General features: G+C 40.1%; 23 protein-coding genes. 17 read left to right on the plus strand and 6 right to left on the minus strand.

Annotated features, from left to right (window positions below):
* Positions 1-5: 5 nt before the first annotated feature.
* The 5 genes from EZJ28_RS10625 (at position 6) to EZJ28_RS16030 (ending at position 4,834) form a co-directional block, all read left to right on the plus strand.
* A complete protein-coding gene (locus EZJ28_RS10625) occupies positions 6-1,295 on the plus strand; it encodes a polysaccharide deacetylase family protein (RefSeq protein WP_131397669.1) in 1,290 nt (429 codons plus the stop codon).
* Positions 1,282-1,971, plus strand: coding sequence for a YjjG family noncanonical pyrimidine nucleotidase (locus EZJ28_RS10630; RefSeq protein ID WP_131397671.1), 690 nt, complete (start codon positions 1,282-1,284; stop codon positions 1,969-1,971). Before EZJ28_RS10625 ends, EZJ28_RS10630 begins: the two co-directional genes overlap by 14 nt.
* 76 nt (positions 1,972-2,047) lie before the next feature.
* Positions 2,048-2,563 (plus strand): hypothetical protein, encoded by a 516-nt coding sequence (locus tag EZJ28_RS10635; RefSeq protein WP_165499069.1) that lies wholly within the window; start codon positions 2,048-2,050, stop codon positions 2,561-2,563.
* Position 2,564: 1 nt separating this feature from the next.
* Entirely contained in the window at positions 2,565-3,974 is a 1,410-nt protein-coding gene (locus EZJ28_RS10640; protein ID WP_131397675.1) for a DUF5723 family protein, read from the plus strand.
* Entirely contained in the window at positions 3,971-4,834 is an 864-nt protein-coding gene (locus EZJ28_RS16030; RefSeq protein WP_165499070.1) for a hypothetical protein, read from the plus strand. The genes EZJ28_RS10640 and EZJ28_RS16030 overlap by 4 nt, the downstream gene beginning before the upstream one ends.
* On the opposite strand, the gene EZJ28_RS10650 is transcribed toward EZJ28_RS16030, so the two are convergent.
* Complete coding sequence (locus EZJ28_RS10650) at positions 4,828-6,102, minus strand: replication-associated recombination protein A (RefSeq protein WP_131397677.1); 1,275 nt, start codon at positions 6,100-6,102, stop codon at positions 4,828-4,830. The genes EZJ28_RS16030 and EZJ28_RS10650 overlap by 7 nt on opposite strands.
* A 79-nt stretch (positions 6,103-6,181) precedes the next feature.
* On the opposite strand from EZJ28_RS10650, the gene EZJ28_RS10655 reads away from it, so the two are divergent.
* A complete protein-coding gene (locus EZJ28_RS10655; RefSeq protein WP_131397679.1) occupies positions 6,182-6,916 on the plus strand; it encodes a rhomboid family intramembrane serine protease in 735 nt (244 codons plus the stop codon).
* Here the strand turns inward: EZJ28_RS10655 and rlmB are convergent.
* The 5 genes from rlmB to EZJ28_RS10680 form a co-directional block, all read right to left on the minus strand.
* The gene (gene rlmB, locus EZJ28_RS10660) at positions 6,913-7,647 is read right to left on the minus strand and encodes a 23S rRNA (guanosine(2251)-2'-O)-methyltransferase RlmB (protein WP_131397681.1); all 735 of its coding nucleotides are present in this window, start codon (positions 7,645-7,647) and stop codon (positions 6,913-6,915) included. The genes EZJ28_RS10655 and rlmB overlap by 4 nt on opposite strands.
* A gap of 97 nt (positions 7,648-7,744) precedes the next feature.
* A complete protein-coding gene (locus tag EZJ28_RS10665) occupies positions 7,745-9,115 on the minus strand; it encodes a SusD/RagB family nutrient-binding outer membrane lipoprotein (RefSeq protein WP_131397683.1) in 1,371 nt (456 codons plus the stop codon).
* Between the two features lie 6 nt (positions 9,116-9,121).
* Positions 9,122-12,334, minus strand: a complete 3,213-nt coding sequence (locus EZJ28_RS10670) for a SusC/RagA family TonB-linked outer membrane protein (protein ID WP_131397685.1) — start codon at positions 12,332-12,334, stop codon at positions 9,122-9,124.
* Between the two features lie 355 nt (positions 12,335-12,689).
* Entirely contained in the window at positions 12,690-14,114 is a 1,425-nt protein-coding gene (locus EZJ28_RS10675) for a SusD/RagB family nutrient-binding outer membrane lipoprotein (protein WP_131397687.1), read from the minus strand.
* Positions 14,115-14,124: 10 nt separating this feature from the next.
* Complete coding sequence (locus EZJ28_RS10680; protein ID WP_131397689.1) at positions 14,125-17,361, minus strand: SusC/RagA family TonB-linked outer membrane protein; 3,237 nt, start codon at positions 17,359-17,361, stop codon at positions 14,125-14,127.
* Positions 17,362-17,795: 434 nt separating this feature from the next.
* Between EZJ28_RS10680 and rpsL the strand changes: the two genes are divergently transcribed.
* The 11 genes from rpsL (at position 17,796) to rpsC (ending at position 25,066) form a co-directional block, all read left to right on the plus strand.
* Positions 17,796-18,170, plus strand: a complete 375-nt coding sequence (gene rpsL, locus EZJ28_RS10685; RefSeq protein ID WP_010230128.1) for a 30S ribosomal protein S12 — start codon at positions 17,796-17,798, stop codon at positions 18,168-18,170.
* Positions 18,171-18,193: 23 nt separating this feature from the next.
* Positions 18,194-18,670 carry a 30S ribosomal protein S7 gene (rpsG, locus tag EZJ28_RS10690; RefSeq protein WP_131397690.1) on the plus strand — a complete coding sequence of 159 codons (477 nt, stop codon included), beginning with the start codon at positions 18,194-18,196 and terminating at the stop codon, positions 18,668-18,670.
* 9 nt (positions 18,671-18,679) lie between these two features.
* On the plus strand, positions 18,680-20,791 hold the full coding sequence (gene fusA / locus EZJ28_RS10695) for an elongation factor G (protein WP_131397692.1): 2,112 nt from the start codon (positions 18,680-18,682) through the stop codon (positions 20,789-20,791).
* Positions 20,792-20,801: 10 nt separating this feature from the next.
* Complete coding sequence (gene rpsJ, locus EZJ28_RS10700) at positions 20,802-21,107, plus strand: 30S ribosomal protein S10 (RefSeq protein ID WP_026915146.1); 306 nt, start codon at positions 20,802-20,804, stop codon at positions 21,105-21,107.
* Positions 21,108-21,256: 149 nt separating this feature from the next.
* On the plus strand, positions 21,257-21,868 hold the full coding sequence (gene rplC, locus EZJ28_RS10705; protein WP_131397694.1) for a 50S ribosomal protein L3: 612 nt from the start codon (positions 21,257-21,259) through the stop codon (positions 21,866-21,868).
* Positions 21,868-22,494 (plus strand): 50S ribosomal protein L4, encoded by a 627-nt coding sequence (gene rplD, locus EZJ28_RS10710; protein WP_131397696.1) that lies wholly within the window; start codon positions 21,868-21,870, stop codon positions 22,492-22,494. Before rplC ends, rplD begins: the two co-directional genes overlap by 1 nt.
* Positions 22,495-22,503: 9 nt before the next feature.
* Positions 22,504-22,794: a 50S ribosomal protein L23 gene (gene rplW, locus EZJ28_RS10715; RefSeq protein ID WP_131397698.1), complete on the plus strand. Its 291-nt coding sequence runs from the start codon at positions 22,504-22,506 to the stop codon at positions 22,792-22,794.
* Between the two features lie 9 nt (positions 22,795-22,803).
* Positions 22,804-23,643: a 50S ribosomal protein L2 gene (gene rplB, locus EZJ28_RS10720; RefSeq protein ID WP_131397700.1), complete on the plus strand. Its 840-nt coding sequence runs from the start codon at positions 22,804-22,806 to the stop codon at positions 23,641-23,643.
* Positions 23,644-23,646: 3 nt separating this feature from the next.
* The gene (gene rpsS / locus EZJ28_RS10725; protein WP_083643383.1) at positions 23,647-23,925 is read left to right on the plus strand and encodes a 30S ribosomal protein S19; all 279 of its coding nucleotides are present in this window, start codon (positions 23,647-23,649) and stop codon (positions 23,923-23,925) included.
* Between the two features lie 8 nt (positions 23,926-23,933).
* Positions 23,934-24,341 (plus strand): 50S ribosomal protein L22, encoded by a 408-nt coding sequence (rplV, locus tag EZJ28_RS10730; RefSeq protein ID WP_083643382.1) that lies wholly within the window; start codon positions 23,934-23,936, stop codon positions 24,339-24,341.
* Between the two features lie 8 nt (positions 24,342-24,349).
* Positions 24,350-25,066 carry a 30S ribosomal protein S3 gene (gene rpsC / locus EZJ28_RS10735; protein ID WP_131397702.1) on the plus strand — a complete coding sequence of 239 codons (717 nt, stop codon included), beginning with the start codon at positions 24,350-24,352 and terminating at the stop codon, positions 25,064-25,066.
* Positions 25,067-25,071: the final 5 nt, after the last annotated feature.

Below are 25,071 nucleotides of genomic sequence, written 5' to 3' on the forward strand. Positions count from 1 at the left end.
GTTGAATGTTATTAATCTACACCCAGAAAGTTACACCCAGAATTATGTATGTGTTCAAACATATTTGTACACATCTTTTGGGTATTCCTATTAAGTTCACTTCAAAAATTGAAGAATTTATCGCTCATGATGGGGCGAAGCTTTCTTACGGCAGGCAGGCTTTGGGTAACGAATTCTTTATACAAAAGGTAGACCTTTTGATGGAACAGGGCTTTTCAGAACTGGAAATTAAAGTGCAGCCATGGGATGACACCCTATGTTTTTTCCCTGTTCCCGAAGCCAGTGATCTTCCTTTCGATATTTTTGCTGCTTCTTTTTATTTATTAAGCAGATATGAAGAATACCTACCCCATGTGAAAGATGAAGCCGGACGCTTCCCGGCTGCTGAAAGTCTGGCATTCCAGGAAAGTTTCCTGCACAAGCCGGTAGTAGATATCTGGGCTCAGAAGTTCAGTGAGATATTATTAGATCGTTTTCCTAACCTCCAGGTGACTCAAAGAAAATTCAAATCGGGTTCCATTATAACCTGTGAAAACACATTTGTCTTTAAGAACAAAGGGTTTTTGAGAAGTTTTATCGGGATGCTCCTTGATCTCGTCAGTCTTAATTTAGGCAGGGTGATTGACAGACTTCAGGTATGGTCCAGGCTAAAAGATGATCCTTATGACATTTTTGATGATCTCATAGCTCTAATCAAAGAGCATAAGGTATATATGATGTTCATGTTTCAACTGAGTGACTTTTCGATTTACGATCGCAATATTAGTCATAACCGTATCCCTCACAGAGCGGTGATCAAATCGGTGGCAGATTATACCAAGGTAGGACTGCTGATGGGTTACTATGCTATGGAAGAGATAAAAAGCCTTAGAAAGGAAAAACTCAGGATGGAAGAGATTGTGCATAGTCCTGTGGAGCATGCCATGAACTCAAAATTCAATCTAAGGTTGCCAGAAAATTATAATGACCTTATCGAACTTGAGATAAATAATGATCATTCAATGGGTTATCCTGATGTGCCTGGTTTCAGGGCGGGGACCTCTACACCCTTTCTATTTTACGATATAAATATGGAAATCACCACACCCTTAAAAGTGCATCCGTATGCATTTCACTCATCGGTGGTCCAAAGCATTCCGGAAAATAAACTGCGCGAAGACCTTAAACGAATGCTCCTGGAAGTAAAACAAGTAGGAGGAATTTTCAGGGGTGTATTTTTAAATCACGATTTTTCCAGTTATTCCAATAAAAATTTATATTATTCCTATTTAAAGCAGATTCATGAAATTGAATGATATAGAACATATTTTTTTCGACCTGGATCATACTCTGTGGGATTTTGACCGGAATTCTGCGCTTGCCTTCAGGGAAATATTTAAGAAGCAATCCCTGGAGATAGATCTGGAGGGTTTTCTGGAAGTCTATAAACCAATAAACTTTAAATACTGGGAGCTATATCGTAATAATTCGGTAAGTAAGGAAGCATTGAGATACGGGCGGTTGAAAGAAAGTTTTGATTCCCTTCGGTTTGAAGCCTGCGATACAACTATCAATTCCATTGCCGACGATTATATAGAATATTTGCCAAATAATAATCATCTTCTTGAAGGTAGTATTGAAATTCTGGAACATTTAAGCAGAATCTATAAACTTCATATTATCACCAATGGTTTTGAGGAGGTTCAGCAAAGAAAGATGGTAAACTCTGGTATATTCGATTTTTTTCAGACTGTCACCACTTCCGAAGAGGCCGGAGTGAAAAAGCCACATCCGCAGATCTTTGAAAAGGCCTTGCAGAAATGTGAAGCTTTACCTCAAAAATCGGTTATGATTGGCGATAATCTTGAGGCCGATATTGTAGGGGCCTCACAATTCGGTTTGCACGCTATTTACCTTGATATCACTGATCAAGTTTCTCAAAATCAGTTTCCCCAGATCAAAAAGTTAAAAGAGCTCCTTAATTATTTATAACAATAAAGAATGGGTATTTTCGTTTGGCAAAGAAAGCCTGATGTTACCCCATAGACTGAAAATCATACCAATATTAGTGGCAGGATTGAGCCTTTCACTGATTTCCTGTTTCAAGGATGTTGATTTTGGTCAGGCTAAGGATATAGAACTGACACCCGATCTGGATGTCGATCTGCTCTTTTATCAGCTTAATGAAAATGATTTCCTTGATTCTGAAACAAATGCATATTCCCCTGTAATTCGTGATACCGTAAGACTTGAATTTCTTGATGACGACTATATTCAGGATGGTCTTATGTATGCTGAATTCCATTTTCGGCATGAAAATAGCTTTCCGAACGAGATAAAAAGTAAAATCCGGTTTTTAAACAATAATGGCCGCGAACAGTTTAGTGTGAATTACACTATTCCTGCGGGGGCTACAGATTCTATCGCGGTGATGGATACGATACATGTCATGGAGGGAAGCAATATTGTTAAGGTGAGGCGATCTATCCAAATGCTTGTGGAACTGGAGATGATAGATGGAGGAAAGGATATTGAAGGCAAACTTGACTTTTCTTCAAAAGGTCTGTTCAAGTTTGAATTTTAATATGCGGAATAAGATCCTGATATTATTTCTTTTTACTTCAGTTTTGTGTTTTGGTCAGAACAGACCCTTGCTGTACAATGTAGATGATCTTCCTCAGGCTCTTTTGCAAAATCCAGGTACCAGAATTGACTTTACAAGGCATATAGGAGTTCCTTTTTTTTCCCAGATCCATATTTTTGCCGGTTCAACTGGGGTCACTGCTCATGATATTTTTAGTGATGAAAACCCCAATGTTAACCAGCGGGTTCAGAATGTAATGCAGAGGATAACTGCTGGAGATTACTTTTCGGTTAACGAACAGTGGGAGATCCTTTCCTTTGGATGGAAGGTGGGAGAAAGGGGCTACGTATCAGCCGGGTTGTATCAGGAGCTGGACGTATTTGCCTATTTCCCTAAAGATCCGGCAGTACTCGCTTTTGAGGGAAATGCGGATTATATAGGGCAGGACTTTAATTTTTCTGATGCTAATTTTACGGGTGAAGTGCTTACTACTTATCACCTGGGCTATAATTATAAGGTGGATCCCAAACTTTCGGTAGGAGCACGGGCAAAGTTATATTCAGGAATCTTTAATGTGGAAAGCACAAAGAATGACGGTGCTTTCAGAACAATTGAAACTCCCAATGGGCCAAATTTTTACAGGCATGAGCTAGATGGCCTTGATGTTCTTGTGAATACGTCTGGATATGCCTCTTTAAAGGAACGGGATAGCATGACGGTAGATCAGGCGGTAGCAGAACTTTTGAGTCGGTCTTTTTTCGGACAGAATGTTGGAGTGGGAATAGATCTTGGCTTCAATTACAGGGTCACCGAGCAGTTTGCAATCAACGCATCTATTCAGGACCTTGGTTTAATGTTTCACCAGAAGGATGTTGAAAATTACCATTATTTCGGATCCTATGGCACCAATGGTCTGGAACCTTTATTTCCTGAGCTGGACAGCAATCAGGCCACAATTCCGTATTGGGAGGTATTTGAAGAGCAACTGGATGCAAATCTTAAGGATGAGACCACCTATACCGAATATAACACCTGGCGCCCTCTTAAGTTCAATGCTTCTTTTGAGTTTGGTACCGGAAAGTCCATCCTTCCCTGTGATTATCTTATAAGTAAGAAACCGCGGTATATGAACCTTTTTGGGATGCTTATATCCGGCGTGAACAGGAGTAAAGGGCCTACCTATGGTGTGACGGCCTACTGGGACCGAAAGGTCAACGATAATCTGCGCTTTCGGCTTGCCTACGGCGTAGATGATTATAGTCTCACTAAACTGGGCTTAATGGTATCTTCCCGTTTTAAGAATTTTAATATTTATCTTTCGGCCAATGATATTATTGGTTATACTAACTTAGCAAAAGCAAACAGTGCTTCCCTGCAATTGGGGATGCAATTTATATTTAAAGACCTATGAGAAATTTACTTGTGGCATTTTTCAGCTTCGGAATAATTTTTATTTCATCAGCCCAGAGCCTGGATCAGTACAAATATATTCTGATCCCTAAAACATATGAATTCACTGGGGATGTTGACCAATACCGCCTTAATTCACTTACAAAATTCCTTTTCGAAAAGGAGGGTTTCAATACATATATGAAAATAGGAGAGAAGCCTGAAGATCTTAGAAAGGATCCCTGTCTTGCCTTGGATACCAAAGTTGAAAATAATTCAGGTCTCTTCGTTACAAAATTAGTGCTCATACTTGAAGACTGCTATGGCAATGAGGTATTTCGTTCCGAAGAGGGAAGGAGCAGGGAAAAGGAATATGAAGTTGCCTATAAGGAAGCCTTGAGAGATGCTTTCAAGTCAATAAAAGAGCTTGATTACGCATATCAACCATCTGCCATTGATAAAGGTGAAAGTATTTCCGCAAAGCTTTCCCTGCCGGGAAAAATAGAAGTGGACGAGGAGGAGATGGAAGAAGAAGAGGTGGAAGAAGTTATTGAGGAAATTGCAGAAAAAGAGCTTGAGGAAGCTGAAGAAGAGGAAGGGGAATTATCTGATTTACAGATCGAAGGAACCAAAAAGTATCTGTATGCAGGCAAAACTTATTCTTTAAAGGAAACTTCAGAGGGATATGGTTTATACCCGGAAAATACTTCCGAGCCTATTGCTATTCTTATAGAGACCGAAGGAGGTAAAAGCTTTATCTATAATTCCCTTACCAATCAGGGGATAGCCTATTTTGATGCTGATAATAATCTAATCGTTGAATATTTCAGCAGACAGGAAAACAAAAAGGTAATGCTCAAATACGAATTAGAGAATCAATAACCGTATTTCTTTTTCCATCTTTTTCTAAGGAATTCTCTTTGGGCATTTTCTCTCTGATTATTGCCTGGTTGGTATAATGTTGTGTTCTTAACTTCTTCAGGCATAAATTCGGCTTCCACAAAATTGCCTTCATGGTTATGAGCATACTTGTAATCTTTTCCGTAGCCTATATCTTTCATGAGCTTTGTTGGCGCATTTCTGATAGCCAGCGGAACAGATAGATTGCCGGTTTTCTTTACCAAACGCTGAGCTTCATTTATAGCCATATACGAGGCATTGCTTTTTGGAGAGGTGGCAAGATAGGTTACACACTGGCTAAGGATGATCCTTGCTTCCGGATAACCTATGGTGTTTACAGCCTGAAAGCAATTGTTAGCGATTACCAGAGCGGTTGGATTTGCGTTGCCTATATCTTCACTTGCTAAAATAAGAAGCCTTCGGGCAATGAATTTTACATCCTCACCGCCTTCTATCATCCTTGCCAGCCAGTACACGGCAGCATTGGGGTCGCTTCCCCGAATGGATTTGATAAAAGCTGAAATTATGTCGTAATGTTGTTCTCCTGTCTTGTCATATAAAACTGTGTTTTGCTGTACTTTGGAAAGCACCAGATCGTTGGTGATCTCAGTATTCTGACCTTCTGAAGTTACTACCAGTTCAAATATGTTAAGTAGTTTTCTGGCATCACCGCCGCTTAGACGGAGAAGGGCTTCAGTTTCCTTCAACTTTACTTTTTTTGCCGAAATGATTTCATCATCCTTCATAGCCCTCTTGAGCAAAACGATGAGGTCTTCTTTTGAAAATGGTTTCAGAATATAGACCTGACACCTAGAAAGCAATGCTGAAATGACCTCAAAACTGGGATTTTCAGTAGTTGCTCCAATCAGCGTTACCCAGCCCTTTTCAACCGCGCCTAATAATGAATCCTGCTGCGATTTACTAAAACGGTGTATCTCGTCAATAAAAAGAATTGGGCTTTTTGTGGTAAAAAGCCCTTCGCTTTTCTTCGCTTTTTCAATGACCTCCCTAACATCCTTAACTCCACTACTTATAGCACTTAGGGTATAAAATGGCCTGCCAGATTCATTGGCGATAATATTTGCCAGAGTGGTTTTACCAACACCGGGAGGACCCCAGAATATCATTGAAGGAATCATTCCCTGTTTGATCTGTTTTCGTAGGGGTCCGTTTTCTCCAATAAGATGTGGCTGACTAAGATAGTCGTCTAAGGTTTTTGGTCGAAGTCTTTCAGCCAGAGGTTGATTCATAGAAGAGTTTTAAATGACAGTTTTACACCCATACGAGTTTGGATGCTTTTTTGTAATATTAATTAAAATTGAAGAAAATTTGAAAGCTTCCACACCTTTTGTTTTTACTACAGGTACCATAGGATATCCATTGCTATTTGTACTGTTAATCTGGATTGTATTCTGGGCTGAGGTTCGGTTTGGGGTAAGTTTTAATAGCTTCGGAGTCAGGCCTGGTGAAATAATAGGATTGAGAGGTATAATTTTCTCCCCTTTCATACACTCTGATATTGAACATCTTTTTAATAATACCATCCCATTATTCATTCTATCGTTAGCTCTATTCTATTTTTACCGGCCAATTAGCTGGAAAATTCTGCTTATAGGACTTATTTCAACCGGTATACTTACATGGCTTATTGGCAGGCCATCAAATCATATTGGAGCCAGTGGAATAATATATCTGCTTGCTTCATTTTTATTTTTCAAGGGAATATTTTCTAAATATTACAGGCTGGTAGCTCTTTCATTAATAGTTGTGTTTATATATGGAGGTCTTGTATGGTATGTTACTCCAATAGATCCTACGATTTCCTGGGAAGGGCATCTTTCAGGGCTTTTAAGCGGATTGGGGTTAGCCCTGATCTTCCGGAGAAATATTGCTGAACCACCAAAATATTCATGGGAGCAACCGGATTATTCTGAAGAAGATGATCCCTTCATGCGTCATTTTGATGAAGATGGGAATTTTATTGAAAAACTACCCGAGGATGAAGTGGAGGACGAGGAGATGGAATATCGTTATATCTACAAAGAACGTCCTAAGAAAGATTAAAGTCTTTGTCTTACCACTTCATACAGGAATGCACCGCAGGCTACCGATACGTTAAGGGACGCAATACTCCCCAGCATTGGTAATTTCGCTTTATGGTTTACTGATTTCAGGATAGAATTGGAAACTCCTTTAGCTTCATTTCCCATCACGATGGCCACCGGCTTTTTTAGGTCCAGATCGTAAATCACATCATCGGTTTTTTCTGTGGCCGCAACTACTGAGATATCATAGGTCTGTAGATGGTATACAGCATCCAAAATATGGTTTACCTTGCAGATCGGGACTTTGAATACGGCTCCGGCTGACGTCTTTACCGTGTCCGCATTTATAGGAGCTGAACCTTTTTCAGGGATAATAATACCTGAAACTCCACAGCATTCAGCAGTTCGAATTATGGCGCCAAAATTCCTTACATCCGTTAGTCCATCCAGTAATAGAAAAGTGGGAGGAGTAGAGGAGTGGTTAGCCTGTTCTACAAGTTTTTCAAGGCTGATATAGCTTACGGGTGAAATATTTGCTACTACACCCTGGTGATTACCTTTACTAAGCTTATTGAGTTTTTCTACCGGAACATAAGAAATATTATAGTTTCCGCTTTTTAGATGTCTGTTCAACTCATGGAACAGTGAACCGGACAAGCCTTTTTGTATAAAGATCTTATCGATCGATTCTCCACTTTCAATAGCTTCAATAACGGCTCTAATCCCAAAAATTCGTGTAGTTTCTTGCATGGGGCAAAGTTAGGAATATTAATTTTCCGGATGATAGGGCATGTTGCAAAAAAAAACACCTTCGACCGAAGGTGTTTTTTTACTTGTTAATTAACAACTAGTTGCTTGGGAAAGCCCAAATGTCATCATCTAGTAGATGACCACCCTGTGCCTGAATTGCTGCTTCATAATTTTCCAGATTAGCCTGTCGTTCAGAAATAGGATACAGGAACCTTCTAGGAATAATTCCCGATGGGTTTACATTAGGAACTGCATCAGGATTAGGTGTTAAATCAGGATAACCGGTTCTTCTATAATCAACCCATGCTTCGAGTGGGGCATTACCGTATAGGGCCACCCATTTCTCATTAATGATCGTTTGGATTTTATCACTTTCAGAGCCCGATAAGCTTAAACCATTAACATAATTATCAACTTCTCCTTGCTCAACTCCAATGTATAGCATGTTAGATGTGACTGCCTCTTTTAAAGCATCCAAAGCTTCCGTATCTGATCCTCCTGTCCTTACTAAGGCTTCTGCTTCAATAAATTTAACTTCCCAATATGAAATTAGTGGGGTTGGAGAATTTGCCTGACCCCAGAAAAGTCCTTCAACTCCTGCGAAATTCTCTCCGTCAGTGCTATAAAAAGGTAATCTAGGATCATCATTATTAGTCATTTCATTGTATAGTACTTCAGAAATACCAAGTGTACTAGGTCTGTCGTTATCAAATAGATACCATGGATTTGCATTCTGTGCAGGCGTACTGTAAATGAAATCTGGTTGCTCTGCAGTACTTTCAAAAGCCTGCTGAACTTCAGATAATGCATTTTGAGCAGCAGAAACACCATTAACAGAAGTTAAATGGAGGTAGAATCTTGCCTTTAAGGCATGTGCTACCCCTTCCCAATCTACATTGTCAGCGCTTCCGGCACCGGCGAAAGCTCCAATTCCAGAATCTACACCTTCATCTATTGCTTCACTCAATAAAGACTGGATTTCCGAATAAATTGACTCCTGCGAGTCATAGGTAGGGTTCAAGTTTCCCTGATCTCCAGTAAAGGCTTCAGAATAGGGAATATCACCCCATGCACTGGTTGCCACTCCAAGATTTGCTGCCATATATAATTTAGCTAAAGCACTAACCTCTCCTTCATTATTCTCAATAATTACAAAGGCATCCTTCATTGCTCCTGCATATAACCCAAAATCCCAGAGGTCGTCAGTGTCACTTTCACCAATATTATACTGGTCATATGCAATTTGTTGAGCATCAAGACCATCAAAATGTTGAACAAGAATCCCGGCTATTCTTCCCCCTAGTGCTACCGAGTTTCTGTGAGTCTGTGCTATCATTCCCGGGTAAATCGCTCCTGCGTTTACCAAATCAGCTGATGGATTATCTGGATCTATATTAGCATCTGTTATTTCACATGAAATAAAAATACTTATCAATAATATCCAGACTGATATTTTTATCGTTTTCATATTTTTCTAAAAATTTAATTGAACGTTTAAACCATAACTTTTGGTGTTGGGCTGGTTGAAATAATCCAATCCTAAACCGTTGCTATCCCCGGTAAGGTTGGTTTCTGGATCTACACCTGGATAATCTGTTTCTACCCAAAGATTTCTACCAAAGGCTGAGAAAGAAATTCCATCAAAGAGAGTATTTCCTAGCCATTTCTCCGGAAGGGAGTAGGTGAGGGTTACTTCTCTTAGACGAATCCAGGAAGCGTCATAAACATTACCTTCATCAACATCTCCAAACCCATATCTTCTCCAGTAATTGTTATTCTCGCTTATGCTGGGATCTGAATAAGGGACTACTTGGGTGTTAGGCTGTCCAGTAGATTCTACCACGCCTTCAAAAACGGTAGTTTGATCTCGTAACAAAGTTTCTTCAGACATTCCAAAATAATCCAGGATACCGCAGGTTCCACACCATACATCTCCACCTTGACGAATATCTATAAGGAATGATAAGCCTAAATTTTTATACTGAAATTGGTTGTTGATTCCACCAAGCCAATCAGGGATAGGGTCACCTATCACTCCATCAGTTGATGCTAAAAGAGGATATCCATCGTCATCAATCAAAATTTCTCCTGCATCATTTCTCGCATAACGGTTTCCAAAAATTGCACCATAAGATTCTCCCACAACAGCACGTGAACTTGTTCCAGAAAAACCGTTTAATGTTACAGATTCCACTCCTTCTACCAGTTCTTCCACTACATTCTCATAAGTGGTCCAGTTTGTACTGATGTTCCATTCAAAATCTTCTGTCCTTATAGGAGTTCCGCTAAGACTTACTTCATATCCTGTGTTTGTGACCAATCCTACATTTTCGAATCTATCTATAAATCCAGAAGATGGAGCTGCGTCTACAAAAATTATTTGATCTTCAGTTTCCTTGTCATAATAGGCAAAATCAAACTTTAATCTATTATCTAGCATGGCCAATTCAATCCCTACTTCAAATTCAGTTGTTTTTTCCGGAGTCAAAGTCGGATTACCTGCTCTGGATGATCTTTCGAATGATGTGGCGTCGTAAGCTGGAAATGTTGTGCTTTGAATAAAACCATCTCCACTCACCGAAGTTCCTCCAAAGTTGGTAATAGTGGCATATACAGGGGCGTCATTACCTGCACTTCCCCAGGCACCTCGTAACTTACCATAATTTAGAAAATTACTGTTCATTAATTCTGAAAATACAAAACTCGCTCCAATCGAGTAGGATTGGAATGTATTATCTCCAACTGGTAGAGTAGAGGACCAGTCGTTTCTAAATGAAGGTGTTATGAACAATGTGTTGTCATAGCTAAAAGTAGCTGTTGCAAATGCCCCAATAAGCTCTCTTCTGGAAGATAGTTCTTGAGCCTGTGTAGTACTTACGTTTGAAAGATTAAAGAAACCGGGAATGGTCATTCCGTCTCCTATAACTGTTTGTCTATTAGTCTTATTATAGTAACCATCATAACCGATGTTGGCATCTAGTGCGAAGTTATCGGTAAAATTATATAGTATACTAAAAATCCCACTCCAGTTTACATCCTGATTGGCAATTACATCATTGATAACCCGGCCATTACCAAATGAAGCATCAATAATATCAAATCCAATTTTTCTAGTATCCGTATATCGGTCAATCGATCCCGAGGCTTTAAAACTTAACCACTCGGTAATATCATAATTTAAACCTAGTTTGCCGATTGTTCTATTTACATCATCTAGATTAATATTTCTTGCCACTGTAAAATATGGGCTATTATATATTCCATCACGATAACTTCTTTGACCAGGTAGTTCTGAGCCGGGAATATCATAAAAATAGGTATCCGGATCGTTTGCTGCCGCTTGTCCTTCTTTTCCATTCCCCATGTCAAAGGTAGGTGTGTTTCTTAATAGTCCTAACATTACTCCAGAAATATTGGAACCTCGTTGAACTCTATTACCGCCAGAATTTGTGTACTGGCCGGAGCCATCCATAGTTAAATTCTCAGTAAGGTCAGCTCTTAGGTCCACCCTGAAAGTTTTTCTTTCAAAAATTTCATTAGGGGAAATACCTTCTTGGTTTAATTTACCGATTGAGGCTCTATAATTGACCTTTTCAGAGCCGCCACTGATTCCTACAGTTATATCAGTGGTTTGGCCAGTTTTGAAAAAATCGTAATTATCGTATGCTCTTGCCGGCATTCCATTTCCTGTGCCTGCAGGTACTAGTCTTCCATTTCTATCAAATGGGTAATCTGTCGCGCCATCGAATTCCAGGTCTGAAATTAAAGGCCCCCAGGAATCACCTTCAAAAGTTTCTGGTCCTCTATATTGTAGAGCTCCTTCAAAATGTCTACCCTGAGCATATTGATTTTGTAAATCCGGCACCTTATTATATTCAGCAAAGGATATGGTTGAATTAACTGAAACTCGGGTATTGCCGGCCTGACCTTTTTTGGTTGTTATTAAAACAACCCCATTAGAAGCTCTAAGCCCATACAATGTCTGTGCAGCAATTCCCTTTAATATGGAAATAGATTCAATATCGGCTGAGTTAATATCAATCGCTCGGTTAGAAAAATCACTTCCTCCCAGACTTGCATTGTTGGAAGATGTTGTTGGATCTTCTGCGAATGATGAATTATCTATTGGTACTCCGTCCACTACAAACAGTGGTGAATTGGATCTTGTAATGGAGGTGTTACCACGAACTCTGATGTTTGCGGAGGCACCTACAGAACCAGAAGAGGAGGTTACCTGTACTCCGGAAGCTTTTGAACTTAATGCAGAAACCAGGTTGGTTTCTCGTGATTTTTGAACATCGTCAGCTTCCACCGATTCCAGTGCATAACTTAGTGAACGTGGTTTGGCTCTAATACCTTGAGCTGTTACAACTACTTCTTCCAGTTCTGCAGAATCGGCCGTCATAGTCACATCTATGTTGGTTCGTTGCCCTACTGTATATTCTACAGTTTCCATTCCTATAAACGAGAATACCAGAGTATTATCTGGACTCGCTTCTATAGTATAATTCCCGTCAAAATCGGTTTGGGTACCTGATGAAGTACCCTTAATCAATACATTAACGCCAGGAAGTGGCATGCCATCTTCCCCAGTAACTGTTCCTGTTACTGTTTGGGTTTGAGCAAAAATGAATTGGCCCAGGCATACAAACAACAGCGTAATGATACGTGGTAATTTTCTTTTCATTTTTAAGTTTATTTGTGTTAGAGCCTTAAAATTGCTAAAAAACTGTTAATCAGTAAGATAAAAAATGTTAAAAAATATTATGTGAATGAATAATTAGCACTATATATGTATAAATATTATTAAAGACATTATAAAAAGCGTAAAAAATTATAAAAGTATTAGTTGAAGCTATAAAAAATTATTAAATCATAAATTTGAAAAAGAAGAGATAGTATGACTCTAAAAAAAACCACCCGCCAATGGCGGGTGGTTTTATAAGTATGATTTTGTGGCTTATTCTTGTCTAATAATGATAAAAAGATTCAATATGCATCATACTTTCACTACTTGGTTAAAAGAGTGTTTCATTTTAAAATTAATCCACATCCCAGAAAATGGTTGAAGTAGTATTGTCTCCTCCCATAGCAGAAGCTGCTTCTTCATAATTGGCAGTATTGATCAATACTTCCTCCACCGGGTAGATCATTCTGTTAGGATTAGCTAATCCGGTTGACGGAGCTGTAGCCAATTCCGGTACTCCTAATCTTCTGGCTTCAGTCCATGCTTCATGTGGATTGAAGAATAAAGAAATGTACTTTTGAATACCAATAGACATTTCCCAGTTGCTGGAGTCATATGGGTGAGCAGCTATGTAAGCATCAGCCTGATCACCAATTCCCAGGAATTCGAAGTTGGCTTCGATCGCCATTTCGTAATATTCCTCTGCATTTCCACTTATGAAACCTCTTTCAACTGCTTCTGCTAATTCAAAAAGTACTGTTGAATAATTAGCCAGAACAGTAGGGTGGGTGGCATTGTCGGTAAATTCCGGATTAAGATGGGTAAGTTCGCTGTAAGCATTCCCTGCTGCACCATAAACTCCACCAATCATATCACCATCAAGGTTGTCATCATAATATATATCAACTCTAGGGTCATTTTCCTCGTTAAGAAGAGCCAGGAAATCTTCAGTAGCGACAAAGTCAGTATTACGACTATCAACTACGAAATATTCATAAATCGGGTTAATGTATGGCTGAGTACCGGTATAATCGAAAGTTGCATTGTCTGCGTTACTTTCAAATACACCTCCGTCAACAGCTGCATTTACCCATTCTGAAGCTACACCGGGGTTAGACTCAGAAAGACGTATACCCATTTTCAACTGAATAGAGTGAGCAAACTTTTTCCATTTTGCTACGTCACCTCCATAAATAAGATCTGCTTCTCCAAAAGAAGGCTCTCCAACAGTTAATTTGTCAATTGCATCTGTTAAACTGTCTCCGATGGCCATGTAGATGAATTCATCATCATCGTAAGCGGGAGTTACATTATCTATGTCTAATGCTTCTGTAAAAGGTACATTACCAAAGTTGTCTACAAGATACTGGTATGCAAAAACTTCCATGATCTTGATCATTGCAAGCTTGTTGTTCTTAGTAGCCTGTTCTGCTTCTCCAACCTGGGTGGCACGCAGGTCCTCTTTTGCTTTTTTAAGCTCAGAAAGGCCTTCTGTATAAATGTTATCCCAGATACTTCCACCTATATCACGGTTTGTTGCATCATATCCTGATTCCTGGATATAGGTTGTTTGAGTTGCATAGTTAGCCCAGAAGATACTAACGTTTGAGTTATAATTGTAGTCTCCTATCTGTCTGGCTATTCTCCACTGACCGTAGGAAAACATGTACTCGGGAGCTACACTTTCTGGATTTTTAGGATCTACGTTATATCTCTCCAGATCGTTACCGCATGAAGATAAAAACGCGACCGCTCCAAGTAATATTAATATTTTTTTCATTTTCTTCTATTTAAAATTTAACAGTTACGTTTAAACTTACATCTCTCGTAGATGGTAAAGTACCATTCTGAATACCCTGTAAGTTTCCTGAACTCGGGCTGGCTTCCGGATCGCCGTAAGGAAGATTCTTGTGGATAATCCACAGGTTTCTTCCAGTTACTCCAATGTTAGCTGAAGTCAGGGAGAATTGTTCAACAAGGTTTTGTGGCAAATCATAACCTAATCTCACCTCTCTAAGTTTAACATAAGAAGCATCGTAAACTAAAGACGCATCTGGAGCATATACTCCTGTGTCAGCAGAACCACCATAATATCCAAATGGAGTTAGGTAGGTACTTGCATCAGCTCTTGTTGTGTTTGGCTGACCGTCTTCGGTTACACCATCAAGGAGAACACCACCACCTTCAGATACAGGATCACGTTTTGGGTTTCCAAGCTCGTTAAGTCCAGCAGTTTCTGCTAAAAGACCGGTTGCTCCACCAAAGGCCATGTCGTAGTTTACAAGATCACCACCTTGTTGAACGTCGATAAGGAATCCAAAAGAAAGTCCTTTGTATCTAAAGGTATTATTAACACCTCCTGTCCAGTCTGGCTGGATGTTACCGATGATTTCTGTGGTAGAAGCTGTTCTAAGGTATTTACCATCGCTACCAACCACTCTCTGACCAGTTGCTTCGTCAAATACATAATTGGTACCGGTAATAGTTCCGTATGGTTCACCTTTTCTGGCATTAACCGCGGTAGACCAGTTAGAGAACAATAGAAGGTTTTCACCGTCCTCGAATAGAGATACAACTGTGTTCTCATTCTTAGCCCAGTTAACGTTGATGTTCCATTCAAAGTCATCAGATTTTATAGGAGAACCGTAAAGAGCAAGCTCGATACCTTTGTTCTCCATTTCACCCGCATTCACATATTTAAAATTGAATCCACTTGCAGGAGAAACCTGTACTGGAAGAATCTGATCTGTTGTATTCTTCTTATAGGCAGAAATGTCTAAACCTAATCTTCTGTTGAATAATTGTGCTTCAAGACCAATCTCAGCTTCTTCTGTTGATTCCGGTTTCAAATCCGGATTTTGAGAAGTGTCGCTGATGAAATAGATTGGAGTGCTTCCAAATGGATCGCCGGCAGATACTGTATTGTTTACAGAATATGCCCCGGCATCATTAGTAACCTTAGCCCAACCTGCACGTAATTTTGCGAAATCTAACCAGTCGTTATTCAATAGTTCACTGAATACAAAACTTGCAGAACCTGCAGGATACGTGTAAACATTTTCGCCGGCAGGTAGGGTAGATGATTCATCTACACGGAAAGATCCGTCAAGGAACAATAGGTTGTTAAACCCTATAGAAAGCTGTGCGTAGTGACCTAGTTTTCTTCTTTTAAAATCAAACTCGCTAGGAGGGCTTAATGCACTCGCGGAGTTGCTTAATGCCCATAGACCAGGAACAACAAGCCCACCATTGGTTACAGAAAGTGTTCTGTTAGTCTGCTGAGTAAGAAGGCTGGTACCTACTAAACCATTAAGGTTAATTGTTTCACTGATGTCTTTATCAAAGTTTACGATAAAGTCATAGTTATATTGCTCAAACTGATTTTGGTATTTGCTATAGAAAGGCTGATCAACACTTCCGATATTTTTTCTTTCTTCCTGAAGATCGGAATAGGTGTCAACACCAAATCTGGCAAAGGCAGAAAGCCAGTCATTGAATTGGTAGTCTAACTGAGCTCTACCAATGAATCTGTTTCTCAAGTCACTCTGATAGTTTTCATAAAGAGTGAAGTAAGGGTTGTCAAAATAGTGAGGAGTAAGATCGTCAAGGCCATTTGGGTTCCATGTAATGTTTTGACCAGTTGCAAAATAAGCGTCTTTCTGCTCTTGAAGATCAACGTTTGTCTGGAACCACTGTCTCATCATCTGGACAACGTTACCGCTGTCATATCCTGTTCCATAACGACCTCTACCCGAAACTCTTGTGTAAGTTCCTTTTGCTGTTGCCGATAACTTATCTGTGAAATTGTAAGTACCGCTTAGGTCAACAATATCTTTCTTTATTAAACTGTTTGGGATGATACCCTGTCTGTCATCATTGGTGTATCCAAATCTGAAAGTACCATCTTCATTACCTCCGTCTAAAGAGATATTTGTGTAGTTTGAGATACCTGTTCTGAAAAGAGTTTCAGGTCCGTTCTCAGCTGCCGTCCATGGACGTGCCTGCTGATAAGAATCTAATTGAGGATAGATTCCAGACCAGTCGTACACCATTACAGATGGATCAAATCTCCCACCAAAACTTGCATCTTCTCCCACAGGGATTAAGAAATCATCCTGACCATCTCCATTTACATCTACATCGTAGAAATCTCCGGTAGAGCCATAATATGGTCCATATCCTGCACCGTACTCATCCTGATATTCAGGGAAAGTCTCTTTGTCGATGGTGCTAAAAGTAGTTGAGTTGTTGATTGTAACACCAATTCCTTTACTCTTGCTACCTTTTTTAGTTGTAATAAGGATCACACCGTTCGCAGCGTCTGAACCATAAAGAGCGGCAGCTGTCGCACCTTTAAGTACCGAAATGCTTTCGATGTCTTCAGGGTTGATGTCTGATGCGGCGTTACCATAGTCGAAACCACCACCGTTGCTTCCTTGTCCGCTTCGGTTTTGATTAGCGTTACTAATTGGCACTCCATCAACTACGAAAAGAGCCTGGTTGTTCCCGGTAAAGGAGTTTGATCCTCTTAATACCGCATTTACAGAGCCACCTAAACTGTTACTTTTCTTGATTTGAAGACCAGAAACCTTACCAGAAAGAGAACTTATAAAACTTTGATCTTTAGCGGTGCTTACTTCTTCACCGCCAACTTCCTGTACCGAGTACCCAAGAGATTTTTTCTCTCTTTTAATACCAAGTGCGGTTACAACTACCTCGTCAAGCTGAGCAGCGTCAGCAGACATAGTTACATCGATGGTTGTGTTGTTTGCTACAGTGTACTCTGCAGTTTCCATCCCCACAAAAGAGAATACTAGAACATCTCCCTGGTTTGCTGCAATGGAGTAATTACCATCGAAATCAGTTTGGGTTCCTGAGGATGTGTCCTTAATTAAAACGTTAACGCCTGGGAGTGGCAGACCATCTGTGTCTGTCACCGTACCGGTGATTGTTTGTTCTTGGGCAAATGTTAATTGCGCCACTAACACCAGTATTAGCGTAAAAATACTACTAAACTTTGTTTTCATTTTAAAATTTGTTTGAATTAGCCAGCGTCAAATGTGAGTAGAATTAGGCTTTAATGCAAGAATATCAGCAGGTTGGAAAGGCGTTAACATTTTATTATACTGATAGGCATATAAATATCCCAAATATTTTAACTTTTCATAAAAAACCGGGGCTACGGTGGGAGATAAAACTTAAAAAACTAAATAAATTTTAATTAGCATAGTTGACCGTAAAAGTCTTATTAGAATTATTTTTTGTTTGGGTGTTAAAATTTGAGAATTATTAAAGAATAACTGTTGCATTTCTTTTCCTACAGATCAAGGATCGGTCCCTGTCTTCTAATTTTCTAAAAAATAAATACTTCTATGTTTGAATAATATTTTTTTATTTCTACCTTTGCAAACCCTTAAAAATAAGGGAGTAAATTTTATTAATAATTAGTGTATAGGAAATTATGCCAACAATTTCACAATTAGTACGAAAAGGAAGAGCCAAAATAACCAAGAAGAGTAAATCGGCTGCTTTGGATTCGTGCCCTCAAAGGAGAGGGGTTTGTACACGTGTGTACACTACCACTCCTAAGAAACCGAACTCTGCTATGAGAAAAGTAGCAAGGGTTAGGTTAACTAACGGAAAAGAGGTTAACGCCTACATTCCGGGAGAAGGACACAACCTCCAGGAGCACTCGATAGTATTGGTTAGAGGTGGAAGGGTGAAGGATTTGCCTGGTGTTAGATACCACATTGTTCGTGGTGCGCTTGATACTGCCGGAGTAGAAGGTAGGACTCAGCGTAGATCTAAGTACGGTGCAAAACGCCCTAAGAAGTAATTAAAAACTTTTAATGTAAAGAAATGAGAAAAAGACAGGCGAAAAAAAGACCTCTTTTACCAGATCCAAAATTTAATGATCAGCTTGTTACACGTTTTGTGAACATGATGATGTGGGATGGTAAAAAATCCGTTGCCTTTAAAATTTTCTACGATGCTATCGATATCGTGGAGCAAAAGAAACAAGACGAAGAGAAATCTGCTTTAGAGATCTGGAAAGATGCTCTTTCTAACGTTATGCCTCATGTTGAAGTGAGAAGTAGGCGTGTAGGGGGTGCTACCTTTCAAATTCCTATGCAGATAAGACCAGATCGTAAGGTGTCTACCGCTATGAAGTGGCTTATTAGTTTCTCCAGAAAGAGAAATGAGAAGTCTATGGCTGCTAAACTTGCTGCTGAAGTTCTAGCTGCGGCTAAGGAAGAAGGTGCGGCAGTTAAGAAAAGAGTAGATACTCATAAGATGGCTGAAGCTAACAAAGCATTCTCTCACTTTAGATTCTAAAAAAACAACATGGCACAAAGAGATTTAAAATTTACTAGAAATATAGGGATCGCGGCTCATATTGATGCGGGTAAAACCACAACAACTGAGCGTATCCTTTATTATACGGGTATCAGTCATAAGATTGGTGAGGTGCACGATGGTGCGGCTACCATGGACTGGATGGAGCAGGAGCAGGAGCGTGGTATTACAATTACCTCTGCGGCTACTCACTGTACCTGGCCTTATAGAGACCACGAATATATTGTTAATATTATTGACACTCCAGGTCACGTTGACTTTACTGTAGAGGTAGAGCGTTCACTACGTGTGCTTGATGGTGTTGTTGCATTGTTCTCTGCGGTAGACGGGGTTGAACCTCAGTCTGAAACCGTTTGGAGACAGGCAGATAAATATAGAGTACCACGTCTAGGTTTCGTTAACAAGATGGACCGTCAGGGTGCTGATTTCTTTAACGTTTGCCGTCAGGTAAAAGAAATGTTAGGAGGAAATCCAGTACCTCTTCAGGTGCCAATTGGTGACGAAGCTGATTTTAAAGGTGTGGTTGATCTTATTTCTAAGAAAGCGATTATCTGGAACGAAGAGGATATGGGTATGACCTATGATACTATCGATATTCCGGAAGAATTGAAGGCAGATGTGGATAAGTATCGTGCGGAGCTTGTTGAGGCTGTAGCTGAATATGATGAAGCCTTGATGGAGAAATTCTTCGAAGATGAGAATTCTATTACCGAAGATGAGATCATCGCTGCACTTAGAGCTGCAACTATAGACATGTCTATCATCCCGATGATGTGTGGTTCTGCATTTAAAAATAAAGGTGTTCAGGCTATGCTTGACGCAGTTATGCGTTACCTTCCTTCACCTGTAGATGTAGATGCTATTAAAGGTGAGAATCCTGAAACTGGTGAAGAAGAAAGCCGTAAGCCAAATGTGGACTCTCCATTCTCTGCGCTTGCGTTTAAAATTGCTACCGATCCTTTCGTAGGTCGTCTGGCATTCTTCCGTACGTATTCAGGTACTCTTGAGGCTGGTTCTTATGTATTGAACGTTCGTTCAGGTAAGAAAGAGCGTATTTCAAGAATTTACCAGATGCACTCTAACAAGCAGGAGCCTATCGATAAGATCGAGGCAGGAGATATTGGAGCTGCAGTAGGATTTAAGGATATTAAGACCGGTGATACTCTTACAGATCTTAATCATCCAATCGTACTCGAGTCTATGACCTTCCCTGCACCGGTAATCGGTATTGCTGTTGAGCCTAAAACTAAGGCTGATGTTGAGAAAATGGGAATGGCTCTTGGTAAGCTTGCTGAAGAGGATCCAACTTTTACCGTTAAGACTGATGAGGCTTCTGGTCAAACGATTATCTCTGGTATGGGTGAGCTTCACCTTGAGATCATTATAGACCGTATGAAGCGTGAATTCAAGGTTGAAGTGAACGTAGGTGAGCCTCAGGTGGAGTATAAAGAAGCTATCACTAAAACTGCTGATCACAGGGAGGTTTATAAGAAACAATCTGGTGGTCGTGGTAAGTTTGCTGATATTGTATTCGAAATGGGACCTGTTGATGAGGATTTCGAAGGAACCGGTCTTCAGTTCGTAGATGAAATTAAAGGTGGACGTATTCCTAAAGAATTTATTCCTTCTGTTCAGAAAGGATTCCAGGAAGCTATGAAAAATGGCCCGCTAGCCGGGTTCACCATGGACTCTCTTAAAGTAGTTCTTAAAGACGGATCTTTCCACCCTGTGGATTCTGATCAACTTTCTTTCGAACTGGCTGCTAAGATGGGATATAAAGCTGCTGCTAAAAAAGCTGGAGCTATCATCCTTGAGCCAATTATGAAAGTAGAGGTTGTTACTCCGGAAGAAAACATGGGTGATATTGTTGGTGACCTTAATAGAAGAAGAGGTCAGGTAAACAATATGAGCGACAGATCTGGAGCGAAAGTGATCAAAGCTGAAGTGCCGCTTTCTGAAATGTTCGGTTATGTAACTACGTTAAGAACACTTTCATCAGGTAGAGCAACTTCAACTATGGAATTCTCTCACTATGCTGAAACTCCTTCTAATATTTCTGAAGAAGTGATCAAGGCAGCAAGAGGAGCAGCTAACGAATAATCTTAAGGAAATGAGTCAAAAAATCAGAATAAAACTAAAATCTTACGATCATAACCTGGTAGATAAATCTGCTGAGAAGATCGTAAAAACCGTAAAGACTACGGGAGCTGTTGTTACCGGTCCAATTCCGTTACCAACAAATAAGAAAATCTTTACTGTTCTTCGTTCACCTCACGTGAACAAGAAATCCAGAGAGCAGTTCCAGTTAAGCTCTTATAAGAGATTACTGGATATCTATAGTTCTTCTTCAAAGACGATCGATGCGTTGATGAAGCTTGAATTGCCAAGTGGGGTTGAAGTAGAGATCAAAGTGTGATAAAAAAAACTTCCGTGCACTTCGGTGCACGGTTAACATGTCCGGAGCGTTTCGCGAAGGAAAAACGGTGAAAAATACAATTCAGGGCTGAAATGTGTTTTTCGGCCCTAAGTTTTTTAAATAAGTAAACAATTAATAATTAATTAAATATGTCTGGGTTAATAGGAAAAAAGATCGGCATGACCAGCATCTTCGACGAGAATGGGAAAAACATCCCATGTACCGTGATCGAAGCTGGACCATGCGTGGTTACCCAAGTCAGAACCAAAGAGGTTGACGGGTATGAAGCACTTCAACTTGGTTTCGATGACGTAAAGACTGCAAATAAAGCTGCTGAAGGGCACGCTAAAAAAGCGGGAACCGTTGCAAAACGTAAGGTCGTTGAATTCCAGGGTTATAATGAAGATTACAAATTAGGTGACTCTGTTACCGTGGAGCATTTCAAAGAAGGTGAATTTGTGGATATCGCAGGTACATCTAAAGGTAAAGGTTTCCAGGGTGTTGTAAAGAGACACGGTTTTGGAGGTGTTGGGCAGGCCACTCACGGTCAGCACAACCGTTTAAGAGCTCCCGGTTCTATTGGTGCGGCTTCTTATCCTGCGAGAGTTTTCAAAGGAATGAAGATGGCCGGAAGAATGGGCGGTGAGAGAGTTAAAGTTGAAAACCTTAGAGTTTTAAAAGTAGTGGCCGAAAAGAACCTTCTAGTAGTGAAGGGGTGTGTGCCAGGACACAAGAACTCTTACGTAATCATTAGTAAGTAATGGAAGTAGCAGTTTTAGATATTAAAGGAAAAGAAACAGGCAGAAAAGCGAAGCTTTCTGATGCTGTTTTTGCTATAGAGCCTAATGAGCATGCTGTTTACTTAGATGTAAAGCAGTACCTGGCTAATCAACGTCAGGGAACTCACAAGGCTAAGGAAAGAGCTGAGATCGCGGGAAGTACCCGTAAGATCAAGAAACAAAAAGGTACTGGTACAGCTAGAGCTGGTAGTATCAAGTCTCCTATCTTTAAAGGTGGTGGGCGTGTGTTTGGTCCAAGACCAAGAAATTATGGTTTCAAACTAAACAAAAACCTTAAGCGTCTTGCTAGAAAATCTGCGCTTTCTATGAAAGCAAATGATAAGGCGATTATGGTTGTTGAGGATTTTTCATTTGATACTCCAAAGACCAAGAATTTCATCGAAGTTCTTCAGGCTCTGGGTATTGAAACTAAAAAATCTCTTATAGTGTTGGGTGACGCAAATAAAAATGTATATTTGTCGTCGCGCAATTTGAAGACCTCTGAAGTTATAAGTAGCTCAGAATTAAGTACTTACAAGATTCTGAATGCTAAAAATATTGTGTTTTTAGAGGGTTCTTTAGAAGGAATTGAGTCGAAATTAAGTTAATAAACCGTTATGAGCATCTTGATTAAACCTGTTATTACAGAAAAAGCTACCGCAGATAGCGAGATGAACAATCGCTTCACTTTTGTGGTAAGTAACAAGGCAAATAAGATTCAGATCAAGGACGCGATCGAATCAGCTTATGGCGTGTCTGTTACTAAAGTTCGAACTATAAATGTCCGTCCAGATCGAAAGACTAAATATACTAAGTCTGGAATGATCACTGGTAAAACTAGTGCTTATAAAAAAGCAGTAGTACAGGTGGCGGAAGGTGAAACAATTGATTTATACAGTAATCTTTAAGATTAAACAATGTCAGTTAGAAAATTAAAACCAATCACACCTGGTCAGCGTTTTAGAGTAGTTAACGGGTATGACGCCGTTACTACTGATAAGCCGGAGAAAAGCCTATTGGCGCCGATAAAAAAATCAGGTGGTAGAAACAGTCAGGGTAAAATGACCATGCGCTACAAAGGTGGTGGTCACAAAAGACGTTACCGAATTATCGATTTTAAGCGTGACAAGCAGGGGATTCCTGCTACTGTTGCTAGCATAGAATACGATCCGAACAGAACGGCCTTTATCGCATTATTGAATTATCAAGATGGTGAGAAAAGGTATATTATTGCTCAGAATGGGCTTCAGGTAGGTCAGAACGTGGTTTCAAATCACGAAGCTGTAGCTCCTGAAATTGGAAATGCAATGCCATTGGCAAACATTCCTCTTGGTACGATCATTTCTTGTATAGAGCTTAGAGCTGGACAGGGAGCTGTAATGGCTCGTAGTGCCGGTGCTTTTGCTCAGTTACTTGCAAGAGAAGGAAAGTATGCTACCGTTAAATTGCCTTCAGGTGAGATTAGAAGGATTCTTTCTACCTGTATGGCGACTATAGGAGCTGTTTCTAACAGTGACCACCAGCTATTGATTTCCGGTAAAGCCGGTAGAAAACGCTGGTTAGGTATCAGGCCAAGAACAAGACCTGTAGCGATGAACCCGATAGATCACCCAATGGGTGGTGGTGAAGGTAGAGCTTCAGGAGGTCACCCACGTTCTAGAAAAGGTCTTCCTGCTAAAGGATTCAAGACCCGATCAAGAACTAAAGCGAGTAATAAATATATTGTAGAACGCAGAAAGACTAGAAAGAAAAAATAAGATATGGCACGTTCATTAAAAAAAGGACCTTTCGTTCACTATAAGCTTGAGCAAAAAGTTGCTCAGAATGTGGAGTCTGGAAAGAAAGCCGTGATCAAAACCTGGTCTCGCGCTTCAATGATTACTCCAGATTTCGTTGGGCAAACCATAGCTGTACATAATGGGAAACAATTTGTTCCTGTTTATGTAACTGAGAACATGGTAGGTCATAAACTAGGAGAATTTTCACCAACACGTTCCTTTAGAGGGCACGCTGGTGCAAAAAATAAAGGTAAAAAATAATTGAAGCTATGGGAGTTCGTAAAAGAGAAAGAGCAGAGCAAATAAAAGAAGCCAAGCAACAGGTAGCTTTTGCTAAGTTGAATAACTGCCCTACTTCGCCAAGAAAGATGCGCCTGGTGGCAGATCTAGTAAGGGGTGAAAAAGTAGAAAAAGCGCTTCATATTTTGAAATTCAGCAAGAAAGAGGCGTCAAACCGTTTAGAAAAGCTTTTGCTTTCGGCTATCGCTAACTGGCAGGCTAAAAACGAAGATGCAAGTATTGAAGATGCTGAGTTATTTGTGAAAGAGATTCGTGTAGACGGAGGAAGTATGTTGAAAAGACTTCGTCCTGCTCCACAGGGTCGTGCACACCGAATTAGAAAGAGATCCAATCACGTTACATTAGTGCTTGGAGCAAACAATAATACACAAAGCTAAGAGATAGTATGGGACAAAAAACAAATCCAATCGGAAATCGCCTTGGTATCATTAGAGGTTGGGAATCCAACTGGTACGGAGGTAATGACTACGGCGATAAATTAGCCGAAGACGATAAGATTAGAAAGTATATCCATGCTCGTCTTTCTAAAGCGAGTGTATCGCGTGTAATCATCGAGCGCACGCTTAAGCTTGTAACCGTTACTATCACCACTGCAAGACCTGGTATCATTATCGGGAAAGGCGGCCAGGAGGTAGACAAGCTTAAGGAAGAGCTTAAAAAGATTACCGACAAGGAAGTTCAAATCAACATCTTTGAGATCAAAAGGCCAGAACTTGACGCTCACCTTGTAGCGGCAAGTGTTGCAAGACAAATTGAGAATCGTATCTCTTACCGTCGTGCTATCAAAATGGCTATCGCGGCTGCTATGAGGATGAACGCTGAAGGAATCAAAATTGAGATCTCCGGACGTCTAAACGGTGCTGAAATGGCACGTTCAGAATCATACAAAGATGGTAGAATACCTTTGTCAACTTTTAGGGCTGATATTGATTATGCTTTAGTAGAAGCTCACACTACCTATGGTAGACTGGGTGTTAAAGTATGGATCATGAAAGGTGAGGTATACGGAAAAAGAGAGCTTTCGCCTCTAGTTGGCCTTGCTAAGAATCAAGGTAAGAAATCCGGTGCCGGACGTGGAAACAAATCCCGTCGTAGAAAGTAATTTTT

The organism is Gramella sp. KN1008, assembly GCF_004332155.1.
Lineage (GTDB): Bacteria > Bacteroidota > Bacteroidia > Flavobacteriales > Flavobacteriaceae > Christiangramia.